Source organism: Sphingomonas aerolata (genome assembly GCF_003046295.1).
GTDB lineage: Bacteria > Pseudomonadota > Alphaproteobacteria > Sphingomonadales > Sphingomonadaceae > Sphingomonas > Sphingomonas aerolata.
Map to the genome: position 1 here is coordinate 965,639 of NZ_PZZN01000001.1, position 14,365 is coordinate 980,003.

At 69.6% G+C, this 14,365-nt stretch carries 15 protein-coding genes and 1 tRNA gene; 7 read left to right on the top strand and 9 right to left on the bottom strand.

What is annotated here, in order from left to right; all coding sequences use genetic code 11:
• Nucleotides 1-192 precede the first annotated feature (192 nt).
• Nucleotides 193-1,500, top strand: coding sequence for a glycosyltransferase (locus C8J24_RS04375; protein WP_244180404.1), 1,308 nt, complete (start codon nucleotides 193-195; stop codon nucleotides 1,498-1,500).
• Here the strand turns inward: C8J24_RS04375 and C8J24_RS04380 are convergent.
• Entirely contained in the window at nucleotides 1,448-2,422 is a 975-nt protein-coding gene (locus tag C8J24_RS04380) for a phosphatase PAP2 family protein (RefSeq protein WP_107930570.1), read from the bottom strand. The genes C8J24_RS04375 and C8J24_RS04380 overlap by 53 nt on opposite strands.
• A 166-nt stretch (nucleotides 2,423-2,588) precedes the next feature.
• On the opposite strand from C8J24_RS04380, the gene C8J24_RS04385 reads away from it, so the two are divergent.
• Genes C8J24_RS04385 through C8J24_RS04395 form a run of 3 tightly spaced genes read left to right on the top strand, consistent with a single transcriptional unit; the run spans nucleotide 2,589 to nucleotide 4,650 of the window.
• Nucleotides 2,589-3,116, top strand: a complete 528-nt coding sequence (locus tag C8J24_RS04385) for a sterol desaturase family protein (RefSeq protein WP_208620909.1) — start codon at nucleotides 2,589-2,591, stop codon at nucleotides 3,114-3,116.
• The gene (locus tag C8J24_RS04390) at nucleotides 3,113-3,898 is read left to right on the top strand and encodes a fatty acid desaturase (RefSeq protein WP_244180406.1); all 786 of its coding nucleotides are present in this window, start codon (nucleotides 3,113-3,115) and stop codon (nucleotides 3,896-3,898) included. Before C8J24_RS04385 ends, C8J24_RS04390 begins: the two co-directional genes overlap by 4 nt.
• On the top strand, nucleotides 3,895-4,650 hold the full coding sequence (locus tag C8J24_RS04395) for a sterol desaturase family protein (RefSeq protein ID WP_107930572.1): 756 nt from the start codon (nucleotides 3,895-3,897) through the stop codon (nucleotides 4,648-4,650). The genes C8J24_RS04390 and C8J24_RS04395 overlap by 4 nt, the downstream gene beginning before the upstream one ends.
• A 147-nt stretch (nucleotides 4,651-4,797) precedes the next feature.
• On the opposite strand, the gene C8J24_RS04400 is transcribed toward C8J24_RS04395, so the two are convergent.
• Complete coding sequence (locus C8J24_RS04400) at nucleotides 4,798-5,067, bottom strand: hypothetical protein (RefSeq protein WP_031393429.1); 270 nt, start codon at nucleotides 5,065-5,067, stop codon at nucleotides 4,798-4,800.
• A gap of 205 nt (nucleotides 5,068-5,272) precedes the next feature.
• A tRNA-Ser gene (locus C8J24_RS04405) sits at nucleotides 5,273-5,365 on the bottom strand.
• A 162-nt stretch (nucleotides 5,366-5,527) separates the two neighbouring features.
• Between C8J24_RS04405 and C8J24_RS04410 the strand changes: the two genes are divergently transcribed.
• The gene (locus C8J24_RS04410; protein WP_107930574.1) at nucleotides 5,528-6,277 is read left to right on the top strand and encodes a DUF1134 domain-containing protein; all 750 of its coding nucleotides are present in this window, start codon (nucleotides 5,528-5,530) and stop codon (nucleotides 6,275-6,277) included.
• 162 nt (nucleotides 6,278-6,439) lie between these two features.
• A complete protein-coding gene (locus C8J24_RS04415) occupies nucleotides 6,440-6,790 on the top strand; it encodes a hypothetical protein (protein ID WP_107930577.1) in 351 nt (116 codons plus the stop codon).
• 114 nt (nucleotides 6,791-6,904) lie between these two features.
• Here C8J24_RS04415 and pyrC read toward each other — a convergent pair whose 3' ends face one another.
• Nucleotides 6,905-7,939, bottom strand: a complete 1,035-nt coding sequence (gene pyrC, locus C8J24_RS04420; RefSeq protein WP_107930579.1) for a dihydroorotase — start codon at nucleotides 7,937-7,939, stop codon at nucleotides 6,905-6,907.
• A gap of 82 nt (nucleotides 7,940-8,021) precedes the next feature.
• Here pyrC and ygfZ point away from each other — a divergent pair, with 82 nt between their 5' ends.
• The gene (gene ygfZ / locus C8J24_RS04425; protein WP_107930582.1) at nucleotides 8,022-8,774 is read left to right on the top strand and encodes a CAF17-like 4Fe-4S cluster assembly/insertion protein YgfZ; all 753 of its coding nucleotides are present in this window, start codon (nucleotides 8,022-8,024) and stop codon (nucleotides 8,772-8,774) included.
• 360 nt (nucleotides 8,775-9,134) lie between these two features.
• Here the strand turns inward: ygfZ and C8J24_RS04430 are convergent, their stop codons facing one another.
• The 5 genes from C8J24_RS04430 to C8J24_RS04450 all read right to left on the bottom strand — a co-directional run bounded on the left by C8J24_RS04430 (nucleotide 9,135) and on the right by C8J24_RS04450 (nucleotide 14,325).
• Nucleotides 9,135-10,259 (bottom strand): OmpA family protein, encoded by a 1,125-nt coding sequence (locus C8J24_RS04430; protein ID WP_031396246.1) that lies wholly within the window; start codon nucleotides 10,257-10,259, stop codon nucleotides 9,135-9,137.
• 118 nt (nucleotides 10,260-10,377) lie between these two features.
• Nucleotides 10,378-10,881: a DUF2793 domain-containing protein gene (locus C8J24_RS04435; protein ID WP_107930584.1), complete on the bottom strand. Its 504-nt coding sequence runs from the start codon at nucleotides 10,879-10,881 to the stop codon at nucleotides 10,378-10,380.
• A 17-nt stretch (nucleotides 10,882-10,898) separates the two neighbouring features.
• Nucleotides 10,899-13,079, bottom strand: coding sequence for a phage tail protein (locus C8J24_RS04440; protein WP_107930586.1), 2,181 nt, complete (start codon nucleotides 13,077-13,079; stop codon nucleotides 10,899-10,901).
• On the bottom strand, nucleotides 13,067-13,495 hold the full coding sequence (locus C8J24_RS04445) for a hypothetical protein (protein ID WP_107930589.1): 429 nt from the start codon (nucleotides 13,493-13,495) through the stop codon (nucleotides 13,067-13,069). Before C8J24_RS04445 ends, C8J24_RS04440 begins: the two co-directional genes overlap by 13 nt.
• A complete protein-coding gene (locus tag C8J24_RS04450) occupies nucleotides 13,492-14,325 on the bottom strand; it encodes a DUF2163 domain-containing protein (RefSeq protein ID WP_107930591.1) in 834 nt (277 codons plus the stop codon). The genes C8J24_RS04445 and C8J24_RS04450 overlap by 4 nt, the downstream gene beginning before the upstream one ends.
• Nucleotides 14,326-14,365: the final 40 nt, after the last annotated feature.

Here is a 14,365-nt window from a genome sequence, read left to right on the forward strand (position 1 = left end):
TTATGCGTCCATCGTGAAGCCGGGATGACACCGCGCAGCCGCGCGGGTCTTGGCAGGCGCGACCATGCGGCGAGATCGATCGCAGGGGTAGATCGTTACCAAGTTATACTCGATCACCGTATTGCGACTATCGCGCGTCGCATCCATGCTGATAGTGGCGGCCCTACCAGACGGCGTCGGAAAGCTCCTGAATTGACTGTTGCAGGGCGGCATATCGCCATCATCGCGCCGCCGACCGCCGGGCACCTCAATCCTCTGGTCGCGCTGGGCACATCGCTCGTCGCCGCGGGGCACCGGGTGACGCTGGTGCATATGGCCGACGTCGCGGCGATGCTGCCTCGCGGCGACGTCGCGTTCGCGCCGCTCGACCATCCCGCCGATCGCCAGGGCCTGCTGGCCGAACATTATCGCAAGCTCGCCCAGCCATCGGGGCCGGTCGGACTGCCGCGCATGATCCGCAGCACCGCGGCGATGACCGAGCTCCTGCTCGCGGCGCTGCCGGCCACCCTCACGCGGCTCGGCGTCGATGCGGTCGTGGCGGATTCGGTCGAGCCGGCGGGGGCGCTGGTGGCACGGCATCTCGGCCTGCCGTTCGTGACCGCGATCACCGGGCTCCCGCTGCTCCGCGAGCCGATGATCCCCCCGCCCTTTCTCGGCTGGGCCTACCGGGCCGATGCGCTCGGGCGGAATCGCAACAATGGCGGCTATGCGGTCAGCGACCTGCTGATGCGCCCGGTGACCCGCATCGTGACGACCTATGCGCAGCTTTGGGGGCTCGATCCCGACCCGCAGCAGCAATGGTCCGACCGCCTGCAGATCGCGCAATGCCCGGCAGGGCTCGACTTTCCGCGCACCGCCCTGCCACCCAGCTTCCGGTACGGCGCGCCGTGGCGCCTCGACGAACCCGTGGACGACATCCCCGAAAGCGACGGCCGACCGCTGATATATTGCTCGCTCGGCTCGCTCCAGGGCGCGCGCCGGTCGCTGTTCGCCGCGATGACCGCCGCCTGTGCTGCGGTCGGCGCGCGCGCGGTGGTCGCGCATGGTGGCGGCCTGAGCGACGGCGACGCGGCCTCGCTGCCCGGCGACCCGCTGATCCGCGCCTTCTGGTCGCAGACGCGTATCCTGCCGCACTGTTCGGCAGCCATCCTCCACGGCGGCTTCAACACCGTGCTCGACGCGCTCGCGGCGGGCGTGCCGATCGTCACCGTGCCGCTGGCGTTCGAACAGCCGGCGACCGCGGCGCGGCTGAAGCGGATCGGCGCGGCGCGCATCGTGGCCGCCGCCGACGCCGCCAGAGGCGGGCTCGAACCCGCGCTGCGCCATGTCCTGACCGATCCGGGCTATCGCCGCGCGGCCGGCCTGCTCGCGGCGGAGATGGCGATGGCGGGGGGCGCCGCCGACGCGGCCGCGTGCGTCGAGACGGCGCTGCGCGACGACGCGATCGTTACGCCGGCAGGCCTGGACCTGGCTGAGGACAGGGCTGCCTGCGCTGCGTGAGGCGCTGCGCCGCGACGATCGCGGGCGGCGCGAGTAGCAGCCCCATCAGCACGTCGACCCCGTAGTGACCGCCGAACACCGGTGTCGCGACGATCGTCAGGATCGCCCAAGCGCGGCCCGGTCCGGCAAGCCGCGGCATCGCACCGAAGGCCCAGATGAAGATCGCGGCGAGCGTCGCATGGAAACTGGGAAAGCTGACGATCCCCATCAGCATGGTGAGATCGAGCACGCGCAGCGATCCGTCGCGCAGCCCTGAGATCAACCCCTGCTCCATCCACGCGATCGACGGCCAGAGATGCACGTAGCGCGCCGGGTCGAACAGGTTTCCCATCGCGGGCGTCAGACCCGAGATGAGGATCGTGACGAACCCCGACAGGATCGCGGCGCACACCATCGTCCGCAGCGTGTCGAACTTCCCCATCCCGCTCAGCGCGACGATGACCACGATCATCTGCACCGTCAGGCTGTGATAGGCGAGGCCCAGTAGCCAGATCAGCGGCGGACATTGGTCGAGCAACGCGAGCACGACCGGCCAGTCGAAGCCGACCGCACGATCCGCCGCCGCCAGCCGGGCATCCCACAAGGTGCCGGACTTCGCGGCCAGCGCATAGGCGAGGACCACGCCGAACAGCGTGAACAGCGTCATCTGCAGAAACGCCCTCGCCCCCGCGGCAAGCCGCGGTCGCGCGCTATACCGGCCGATCGCCAGCGCGCCGCCCAGCGCGAGCAGCGACAGGATCGCCGGCACCGCCCGCAGCGGATCGACCGTGAACCGGTCATCCTGCTGCGCGACGAGGAAACTGAGCATCATGGCTGCGACCAGCAACCAGGACGGGGTGTCGCGGTGGTCGGCACGGAAATTCGAAGCGGGCATCGGGGTCGAACGCAGCGTCCCGCCCTGCGGTGCCGCGATCGATCGCATCCATATGATTTACCTGTGTATGCCACCGCCGGCCCGCGGCCGCCGACGCGGTGCCGCGCGTGCTTTTATGGCGGCGCGCCCTCGCATCGTCCGCCCCGAACGGTTATATATACGCCATGTTGAATGCACTGCTTCTGGTCAGCGCCGATTTGCCCGATCGCGCGTCGTGACCTGGGTCGAGAAACTGGCGATCGTCGTCGGCATGGTCCTGTTCATGGAGTGCTTCGCCTGGGCGACGCACCGCTATGTGATGCACGGCTGGGGCTGGGGCTGGCACAAGTCGCATCACGAGGAGCATGAGGGCTGGTTCGAGAAGAACGACCTTTATGCGATCGTCTTCGCGATCGTCCCGATCGTGCTGTTCGTCGTCGGGCTCTGGTACCCGGCGCTGTGGTGGGCGGCGCTCGGCATCACCGTCTATGGCGGCATCTACGCCTTCGTCCATGACATGCTCGTGCATCAGCGCGGCGGCTTCCGCTGGGTCCCCAAACAGGGCTATTTCAAACGGCTGCTCCAGGCGCATCGCCTGCATCACGCGGTCGAGGGCAAGGACGGCACCGTCAGCCACGGCTTCCTGTTCGCGCGCAAGCCCGCGGTGCTGAAGGCGCAGTTGCGCGCCAATGCCGATGCGCAGCGTCGTTCGGCCCGTCCCGCGCGGACCCCGAACACCAGTCCGGCAGACCAGCGCGGGTGAGCATCACCGCCGCCCACCCGTCGGACGCGATGAAGCGCCAGATGCGGATCGGCGTGTCGCTGTCCGCCGCGATCATGGTCGCGTGGCTCGCCATCCACATCACCGGCATCTTCTTCTGGCAGTGGAGCCTCGCGACGCTGCCGATCGCGATCCTGATGGTCCTCGTCCAGACCTGGCTCTCCACCGGGCTGTTCATCGTCGCGCATGATTCGATGCATGGGGCGCTCGCGCCCGAGCATCCAAGGCTGAACCGGGCGATCGGCGCGACCTGTCTCTCGCTCTATGCCTGCCTGTCCTATGCGTCGCTGCTCCCGCAGCATCATCTCCACCACAAGCAGACCGGACGCGCCGGCGATCCCGATTTCCATGGCGGCGACCCGCGGCTGACCCGCTGGTTCCTGCAGTTCTTCAAGACCTATTATTCGCACGGCCAGATCATCCGCATCACATTGGTGGCGCTGGTCTATACGTTGCTGCTCGGCGCCCCGCTCGGCAACATCGTGATCTTCTGGGCGCTGCCCGCGCTCGGCGCGGTCGCGCAGCTGTTCGTCTTCGGCACCTGGCTGCCGCACCGCGAGCGCGACCTGCCCTTCGCAGATACCCACCGCGCGCACAGCCTCGACATCGGACCCGCGCTGTCGCTGATGACCTGCTTCCACTTCGGCGGCTATCATCACGAACATCATCTCTCGCCGGGCACGCCGTGGTGGGGGCTGCCCGCACGGCGGCGTGCGCTTGCGGTTCGCGCCGCCGACCGCCGCGGTGTAGAGGACCCCGCATGACGCTTGCCATCATCCTCTCCGCCATTGCGATGACCGTCATCGTCGGGGTCCGCTATCTGCTCGTGTCGGGCGCGTTCGCGTGGATCACGACGCGCAAGCATCCGGGGCTGTATCTTGGGCTCGATCCGCAGGTCCGGCGCGAGATCATCTGGAGCCTCGCCTCCGCCGCGCTCTACGGCATCCCCGCCGGCGTCGTCGCCTGGGGCTGGCAGCATCGCGGCTGGACTGAGGTCTATGCCGATGTCCACGCCTATCCGCTCTGGTATCTCCCGGTCTCGGTGTTCGCCTATCTGCTTCTCCACGATGCCTGGTTCTACTGGACGCATCGCTGGATGCATCGCCCCGCCCCGTTCAAGCTCGCGCACGCGCTCCATCACGCCAGCCGTCCGCCGACGGCATGGGCGGCGATGGCGTTCCACCCGATCGAGGCGCTGAGCGGCGCGATCGTCATTCCGCTGCTCGTCTTCTTCGTGCCGATCCACATCTACGGGCTGGGGGTCGTGCTGACGATCATGACGGTGATGGGCGTGACCAACCACATGGGGTGGGAGATCTTCCCGCGCTTCATGTGGAGCGGCCCCTTGGGTGGATGGCTGATCACCGCAAGCCATCATCAGCGCCATCACGAACTCTATGGCTGCAATTACGGCCTGTATTTCCGGCACTGGGACCGGCTGTGCCACACCGATCGCGGCGTCGGCGATTTCACGCGCGAACACGCCCGCGCCGCCCGGCGGGCCGATGCGGCCTGACCGGCCCGCAGTGCGATAGGCGACGCCAGCGGCGCCCGGCTCACAGTCCCCGAACGCAAAAAGGGCATCCGGGTCGCCCCGGATGCCCTTCTCTGCACGTCGCTCGGGGTCGCAGGCAGCTTGGCCCGCGCCCCTGAGCGTTGTGGCTCAGATACCGTTCGACAGATTGGTATCCGCGTCGTTGGTGCGCATGTCTTCAGCCTGGTTCTGGCCGGTCGCACGCACCGCGTCAGCCTTGTTCTCGAGGCTTTCTTCCGCTGCTTCGTTGCCCGTGAGGTCGGCAGCGTCCTCGAGGTTGTCAGCGACCGCCTCGGTGTTCGACTCGATGTTGTCGGCTGCCTGCTCGCGCGGGCTGGTGTTGCAAGCTGCGAGCGAGAACAGGCCGGCAGCGACGGCGACAGCGAAAATCTTCTTCATGATCAACCCTCTTAGTGGTGCCACACGCATACACGACAACAGCCGATATTCAACGCCGATCCGTTAAGTGGGATATCGAAGCGCGGCGATGATCGAAGACGCCGGACGTCAAAGTCGCGCCTGGCCCACCGCGCAAGCGGCCCGCTATCCCGCATCGGCACGCTACAATGGGAGGCACATCACCAATACGCTGCGGTGACGAAAATGGCGGAGACGGAGGGATTCGAACCCTCGGTACCAGTAAACCCGGTACGGCGGTTTAGCAAACCGCTGGTTTCAGCCACTCACCCACGTCTCCGGCTGCAGCAGATGCGGGGCTATAGCGAGGGTCTGCGGCGGGGGCAACCGTCGTTACGCGGGTACCGGACGCGAATTCGACTCTTCCCGCCGTTTCATTCATTGCGGGGTCAGGCGGGGGTTTGTTAACTCACGCGCACTCGGCATTGGGGAAGATAGCATCATGCGCAGTTTCTGGCTTGGCCTCGGCGCCTTCGCAGCGTCGATCGCGAGCAGCGCGCCCGCACAGGTCCGCACGATCGATCCCAACCAGGCGATCGACGGGGATCTCGCGCCCCAGACCAGCACCACCCCATCGCGGGGGCAGCAGGTCCCCGACCAGCGCTATCCGGAGCCCGCGCCGGTCGAGCCGGTCCAGCCCGCCGCGCCGCCCCCGCCCGCGGCTGGCCCCGGTGCGACGACGCGCGCGGAGGCGACGATGAGCGCCGCCGACACCTATGAGCGCGACGACCTGCTCGCCGCGGGCGAAGGCGTCTTCGGCAAGGGCGCGGCCGGGCTCGGCGGCATCCTCGAGAACATCCTGAAGGACCAGGGCCAGCCCAATGCCTATATCGCCGGCCGCGAGGCGTCGGGCGCGTTCATCCTCGGCGTGCGTTATGGCTCGGGGTTGATGAACCACAAGGTCGAAGGCGAGAAGCCGGTCTACTGGACCGGGCCGTCGGTCGGCTTCGACGTCGGCGGCGACGCGAACAAGGTGTTCGTGCTGGTCTACAACCTCTACGACACCGAGGAGCTCTACAAGCGCTTCCCCGCGGTCGAGGGCCGGCTCTATCTCGTCGGCGGATTCGCCGCGACCTATCTCCGCCGCGGCAACGTCGTCCTGATCCCGATCCGGCTCGGCGTCGGCTGGCGCGCGGGCGTGAACGTCGGGTACATGAACATCACCCACAAAAGCAGGTGGCTGCCGTTTTAAGGCGCAGCGCGGCGAGCGGCAACGCCCGCTCGACTCGCGCAAGCCCGGCCGGCGGCGCGTAGCGCCGTCCGACGACGCGGGCTTTGCCCGCGGCGCGGCGCCAAACCACGGGAGAACAGCCCCCGGTAGCGCCCACCCCCACAATCGCCTAACGCCACGCGAATGGCCAAACCCGACCGCCTCGCCCGTCTCGACGCCCAGCGCGAGGATCTCGAAACCGAGTATCGCGCGACGCTGATCGCCGCGCTGGAGAAGACCGCGAACGGCGCGCTCGGGCTGTTCGACCGCAGCAGCGACCGCCGCGTCCGCACCGCGATCGCCCCGACGATCGCCGCGCTGACCGAGATGGGCACCGAGATCGACGCGATGCGCGACCGGCTGATGCTCGATCCGTTCGCGCTCCACCGCGACTTCTTCGCCGCACGCGGGCCGGTCAGCGCGAGTGCGCCCGGCGAGCAGAAAGAGGCGCGGCTCTGGCTCGACCGACTCGCACAGGAGGATCCGGCGAACTGACCCCCACCGTCATCCTGACGAACGTCAGGATCCAGAGCCAGGCAGGACAACGCATGTAACCCTGGATCCTGACTTTCGTCAGGATGACGGGAGAAGGGAAACGGACGGCGTGCCTTACCCCGCGAACCGCCACCCAGCATCAGTCCCCGCCAGGAACGGCACGACCGACGTATCCCCCTCCCCGACCCGCTCGGGCACCATCACGCTCTCGCGCACCAAAGTCACCGTCCCCTCGTTCAGCGGCAGCCCGTAGAAGCGCGCGCCGTTCTCCGACGCGAACCCCTCGAACCGGTCGATCGCGCCCTCCGCGTCGAACACGCCGAGATACGCCTCGAGCGCGAACGGCGCGTTGAAGATCCCCGCACAGCCGCAGCCCGATTCCTTCGCGCCCACGACATGCGGCGCGCTGTCAGTGCCGAGGAAGAAGCGCGGGGATCCCGACACCGCGGCCTTCCGCACCGCCAGCCGGTGGGTCTCGCGCTTGAGCACGGGCAGGCAATAGGCGTGCGGCCGAAGCCCGCCGTCGAACAGCGCGTTGCGGTTGATCAGCAGATGCTGCGGGGTGATCGTCGCGGCGATCGGATGGTCCGCCTCGGTCACGAACGCCGCGGCCTCGGCGGTGGTGATGTGCTCGAGCACGATCTTCAGCCCCGGATAGTCGCGCGTCAGCGGCGTCAGGATGCGTTCAACGAACACCGCCTCGCGGTCGAAGATGTCGATCGACTTGTCGGTCACCTCGCCATGGATCAGCAGCGGCATGCCGATCCGCTGCAGCGTCTCGAGCACGCCGGTCAGCGCGCGGATATCGGTGACGCCGTGCGCCGAATTGGTCGTCGCATGCGCGGGGTAGAGCTTGCACGCGGTGAACACGCCCTCGGCATGGCCGCGCGCGATCTCGGCGGGATCGGTGCCGTCGGTCAGATAGCAGGTCATCAGCGGCGTGAAATCGGCACCCCCGACCGCCGCGAGGATCCGCTCGCGATAGGCGCTTGCGGCCGCGATCGTCGTCACCGGCGGGGTGAGGTTGGGCATGATGATCGCGCGCGCGAACTGCCGCGCACTGTGCGGCGCGACCGCGTCCAGCATCGCGCCGTCGCGCAGATGGAGATGCCAGTCGTCGGGGCGGCGGATCGTGATGCTGTCGGTCATGCGCCCTCCTACCGACGCGCGCCGGGCGACGCCAGACGGTTGCGCGCCTTGGAAATCGCCGGGCGCGCACTAGGTGAAGGAGATGACCCAGACCGACAGCGCAACCCTTCTCGCCGACCGCGCGGTGCTGCGCATCGCGGGCGAGGACGTCCGCGGCTTCCTGCAGGGGCTGGTGACCGCCGACACCGCGTTGCTCGCGCCCGGCGCGCCCGCCTGGGCCGCTTTGCTGTCGCCGCAGGGCAAGGTGCTGTTCGACTTCCTCCTCTGGGCGGATGGTGCCGACGTGCTGGTCGATGTCGAGGCGTCGCAGGCCGAGGCATTGGCGAAGCGGCTGACGCTCTACCGCCTGCGCCGCGCGATCACGATCGCCCCCGACCCGCTGCACGTCCACTGGTCGCCGACGGGGACTGAGGGCAGCCCCGACCCGCGGCTTCCCGCGCTCGGCCACCGCTGGCTCGCCCCCGCGGACGCAGCGGCAGGCGATGCCGCGCCCGCCTGGCACGCGCACCGGTTGTCGCTCGGCGTGACCGAAGGCGTCGCCGAGCTCGGCAATGGCGAGACGCTCTGGCTCGAATGCAACGCGCGCGAGCTGAACGGCGTCAGCTTCACCAAGGGCTGCTATGTCGGCCAGGAGAACACCGCGCGGATGCACCACCGTTCGAAGGTCAACCGCCGCCTCGTCGTCGCGCCCTTCACCGAACCGAGCAGCCGCACCCGCGTCACCTATCCCGACCTCGCCCTGATGATCGACCACCGCCGCACCGACGCCCTCGGCGACGCCCTCATCCCCACCTGGCTCGCCCCGGCGCTGGCGGAAGACGACCCCACCGGCTGAGGCAAACCACCCTCACCCCACACCCGTCATCCCGACGAACGTCAGGACCCAGGGTCACGAATGCTGGCGCTGCATGGCTCTGAATCCTGACTTTCGTCAGGATGACGAGAGGGGGAGGTGCCGCTCGGCTCCGGGTCCTGACGCACGCACGACAGCACCCCCCGCGCGCAGCGCAACAACAATCCCGCCGCATCCTCCACGCCGCCCATCCCAAGAGGCTCCGCGCCTCCGCGCCTCCGCGCGAACCAAACTTCTTCCCGCCCCAACGAACAGCAGACAAAAGAAAAGGGAGGCCGGCTCGCGCCGACCTCCCCGATCTTTTTCCCGCATCCGACCCCGAAGGACCGGAAGGCAGAAGTCTTACTGGCCCGAACCCGGACCGTAGGTGACTTCCACGCGACGGTTCTGCACTTCGCGCACGCCATCGGCGGTGTCGACGCGCGGACGGCTCTCACCGAACGCTTCGGTCGAGATCACGCCATCCGGGATCGCATGCGACGACAGATAGGCGCGGACGCCGTCTGCACGACGCTGCGAGAGACCGACGTTGTACGACGCCGAACCCGACTTATCGGCGTGGCCTGCCAGCATGACCTGTGCGTTGCCGCACGACTGATACTGCGTGACGGCGTTGTCGAGGATCGACGCAGCCTCAGGCGTGATGTCCGACTTGTCCCACTCGAAGAACACGATGAACGGACCAGGCGAGCAAACGACCTCGACCGGCGCCGGCGGCGGCGGGGGAGCCATCGGCTCGGGTGCCGGCGGCGGGGGAGGAGGTGCCATCGGCTCGGCAGGGGCGCCGAAGTTGTACGTCACACCACCAAGGATGCTGTGCGAACGGTAACGACCGTCGAACAAGCGGTTGGTGTTGTCGACCAGCTTGACGTTCTCGGCGTTGAAGAAACGATACTTCAGCGTCGCGTCGATGTGGTCGGTCAGCGGTGCACGGATACCGGCGAGGCCCTGATAGGCGAACACGGTGTCCGAATCGTTCAGGAACGAACCGTTGTTGTTGAGGGCGTAGTTCGCCTTGACGCGAGCAACACCGACACCACCGCCGACAAAGCCCTGGATGCCGTCATCCGGACCGAAGTCCAGCAGGCCGTTCAGCATGAAGCTGAGTGCCGACGAAGAACCGCCAGCATAGTCATAGTTGTTGGCCGGTGCGTTGACGAGTGCGCCTGCACCCGTGAAAGCTGGCGTGGTCGTGGTCGACGAATAGCCGTCCACAGTAGCCTTGCGGTAACCGACTTCGGTTTCGAGGCGGAAGCCACCGAAATCGTAGCCCATGACTGCGTCGACGTCATAACCATAGTCATGGTCGACCGAACCGGCATTGTTCAGAGCACCGATGTCGTAATCGATGTCTTCAACGATCATCGCACCGCCTTCGATGCCAACGTACCACGACTTGTCGCGGGCGAGGGCAGGAGTGGCGAGTGCGGTGGAGGCGAGTGCCAGAACGACGGCAAGCTTCCGCATATAAATCCCCTTTCATGAGTGTCACACGGACATCGCAAACTCCCTATCCTTCGGCTTGTTTCCACGCAAGCGCACAAAAGTTCGAGGTGTTGCTGGAACGCCACAGTTTTTAGAGTGTTTAGGCGGCGATCAATCCGTGGCTCCTCAATAGCACCAGAACGGCGGAAAGTGTAGCCCGGGCGGACGTATCGACCACGGCTCCACCGACCGGATCGGCAATTGCCGCGCCTTGCGCGCCGACCACCTTGTTACCACCGATCACGACTCGCCCGCCGGTGATATCGGCGGCTGTCCAGCCCGCCCCGTCATGGCGGATCAGCGTCGCCAGATCCTCGCGCCACACCGTCATGCCGGCCCGCGGCGCGGCGAACCGCCAGCCCCCCGGCGTCCAGCCCGCCAGCGCCTGCGCGTGGGGGCCCCAGTCCCCGGTCGGCGCGGCCCCGACGATCCAGCACGCCCCGGTCGCGGGCGTGGCCGGCGGCACGTTCAGCCCGACCGTGACCACGCTCGGCTGGATCAGCAGATCGATCAGCGCGAGCGCCTCGTTATGCACGATCTCCTTCTGCGCCTGCCCCGGCTGCAGCAGCGGCAACCCCGTTCGCACGCTCGTCTCGTCCGTCATCACCACTCTCCCCCTCGTCACACCATCAGCACCGCGGGCAGCGACACGCCGAAGTCGCCGCGCTGGCGCACCTCGACCCGCACCGCCCCCGCTGCGCGCTCCGCCGCGGACAGCATCACGACCGGCGTCGCGGTCTCGACGAGCCGCGTCACCCCCGCGCCCGTCACGATCCTCACCGCATAGGCTTTGCCCCCCTCGCCCAGCGGCACGTCGCCGCCATCGATCCAGCGCCACCCCGCCCGGCTCCGCCGCGTCCAGCCGAGCGTCGCGCCGCCATCCGCCGCGATCGTCGCGCGCAAGCCGACTGGCGACGGCGGCAGCACCGACGCGCCCGCCAGCACCAGCCGCGTCTCGACCGGCACCGCATCGCCCACCCCCGACGCCATCACGCGCACCGTCCCGCCGATCGCCGCGACCGGCAGGTCGATCGTCCGCACCGAATCCGCGCTGATCAGCACGAAGCCGTCGCCCGGCGCCTGCGTGCCGATCGCCGCCTCGGTCCCGCGCCGCCCGCGCAGTAGCTGCGTCAGCCGCCACCGCCCGCCGCCGAGCGGCACCGCACGACCGAACTGGATCAGCTCGCCCCCCGCCATCGCCAGATTGGCCCCCGCATCGAGCGCCGCCGCATCCGCGTCCGCGAGTGCCAGGTCGCCGCGCACCAGCACCACCTCGAAGGCGCCCGCCCGGTCGCTCAGCGTCGCCGGCGCCGCCTCTGCGACGACCGCGATCGTCCCGATCGTCGCCGGCGCCGCGCTCGCCCCCGCCGCGATCCAGCTCGCGCCGTCGTCGAGCGAATAGAGCAAGGCCGCATGCCGCCACCCCGCCCCCGTGCCCGTCGCCGCCACCGACAGCCGCGGCGCGGCGAGCGGCGCATCCTCGAGCCCCGGCGTTTCGAACGCCGCGATCCGCGTCGTGCCGATCAGCGCATCCGCCGCGCCGACGATCCGCCCGCTGCTGCCGCGCACCGGCAGCGGCGCGGGCGTAAGCGGGGTCAGCACCAGGCTCGTCACCATCGCCTCGACCCGAGTTTCGACGATCCGCCAGACGCCCGCCTCCCCCGCGATCTCGACGCAGCCACCGGGCAGCAACGCCAGCCCCGACAGCCCCAGCCGCACCGTCCGCCGCACCCGCGCGGTCTCGGCGCGCGCGAGCAACCCGGTCGCGATCGTCTTGGCGGCCCCTGCATCGATCACCGCCGCCACGTCGATCCGCGCGTCGCGCACCCCCGCGCCCGGCCGCGCCACCCGCTGCAGCCCCGCCTGGTAATCGCGCGCGGCATCATAATAGCCCAGCGTCATCGTCCGCGGCACCGTCTCGATCGCCGCCACCGTGCGCACCCGCCGCGAGCCCGCTTCCCCCTGGCCCTCGACCACCCCCGCATCCGCAACGCTCGCAACCGGCCCCGCCGCATCGCGCATCACCAGCGCATCGCCGTCCCCCGCGGACACGAACCACGCGCCGCTCGCCTCGGCCAGCGCCGCCAGCACCGCGCCGACGCTTCCCCCCGCCGCCGCGAACCCGTCGAGCGCCAGCGCCACCGCCCCCGACACGCCCCCGTCCGACACGTCTTGCGCAATCGCCGCGACCGGCACCGGCCCCGGATCGGCGATCACCTCGAAGGTCAGCGACGGGATCCGGTTGCCGTAATCCGCCAGCGCCATCCCCTCGAACACGGCATAGGCGCAGCCGCGATGCGCGGGCGTCATCCCGCCGCCCTCCGCCGCCGCGATCAGCGGATCGACCGCCTGGTCCTCGCCGCCTGTGTGCAGCCGGAACCCGGTCGCGGTCTTGAAGTCGCCGCCCGCGCCGCGCAGCAACTTCCCCTCCGCCCAGATCCGCCCGATCCCCAGCACCGGCCGCGCCGACAGCAGCACCGCGAACGACGCCGCATAGCTGTAGGTCGACACGCTCGGCTGCCCCTTGCCGCCGCCGCTCGTCGCCCGGCTCTCGATCAGGTCGGTCGCCCAGATCACCGTCCCCGCGACGCGCATCGTCCCGAACAGCTTGGGCACCTGGCTGCCATAGCTCGAGGTCTGCACCGCCAGCTCGGTCAGCCGCGGCCCCTCGCGCCGCGCCGGGCGCAACAGCGTGCCGTCGATCGTCCGCCCGACCAGCGCGCCGATCGTCCCGCCCAGCGTGCTCCCGCCCAGCGGCCGGCCAATCACCCGCCCGACCGCGTTCAAGATCAATGTCGCCACGGCTCCACCTCCCCGCTGTTGCCTTCGCCGATCCGCCAGCACCCCAGCACCGGCGCCTCGACCGGCCCCGGCCGCTCGACCACGCGGCGAAGCGCAGCATCGGCATGGACAAGTCCCCGCGTCGTCCTGACCGCGAAATGCAGCTGCCCCGGCCCCGTCCGCAGCATCAGCACGTCGCCCGCTTCCGCCTCGTCCACCCTCACCAGCACGCGATCGAGCCACGCCGCCACCCGCACCGGATCGCCACCCCGCAGCGCATAGCCGGTCGGCACCTCGACCCCGCACCCGCCCGCCCTAAGCGCCAACGCGACCAGCCCGACGCAATCCAGCCCCGTCGCCGCCACCCGGCCATGCACCCGGAACCGGCTCCCCACCGCCGCCAGCGCCGCCGCCTCGACGTTTCCGGCGCCGCTCATGCCCCGGGATACCGCGTCAGCAGGTCGATCCCCGGCAGATAGGGCTCGCCGCGAAAATTCACCGCATTGCCGAACCGCGTCGCACAGGTCGCCAGACTCCTGTCGCACCCCTCGCTCAGCTCGACGAGCACGCCCGGCACCACCGCCAGCATCGGCGCCCGCGCCAGCGTCACGCGGGTCCTCCCCGCCGCCCCCGGTTCCGACGCCGCGACCGCGCTCTCCAGCCCGCTGTTCGCCCCTCCGAACCACCGCAGCAGCCCGCCCGCATAGAGATCACCCGCTCCCGCCGCCGCCAGGTCGAGCGTCACCACCGCCCCCTCGCACGCGGTCACCCGCGCGAACCGCCGCCGCGCCGCCATCGCCACGCGGCACCGCCGGTCGCCCAGCGTCGCGCGACATTCGGGCGACGTCTCCTCGACCACCGGCCGGTCGAACGCCGCGCTCGCGCCGCGCAGCTCGGCGGTGAACGCGTCCTCGCCCAGCTCGACCGCGCCGATCACCCCCTCGCCCAGCGTCAGGGGCGCGCGCGGATCGGTCCAGTCGACCGCGAACACGCGCACCCGCGCCCCGTCCCACCGCCCGCTCAGCAGATCGCGCTCGCCGATCGCCGCCGAGCTCAGCGCGCCCGCCACATCCATCGTATCCGCCTCCGCCCCCGGCTCGAGCACCCCCGACCGCGCGATTCCCGACGGCGTCATCCCCGGCGCCGCGCGGTGGACCAGCCCGTCGACCAGCAGATCCCGGTCATGCCCCGTCAACCCCACCGCCACCCCATCCCGCCGCTCCACCCGCCAGCACAACGCCACCGTCGTCAGCTCCCCGTTCACCATCGCAAATCTCCAAAAACCCTCTCCCCCCGGGGGAGAGGGA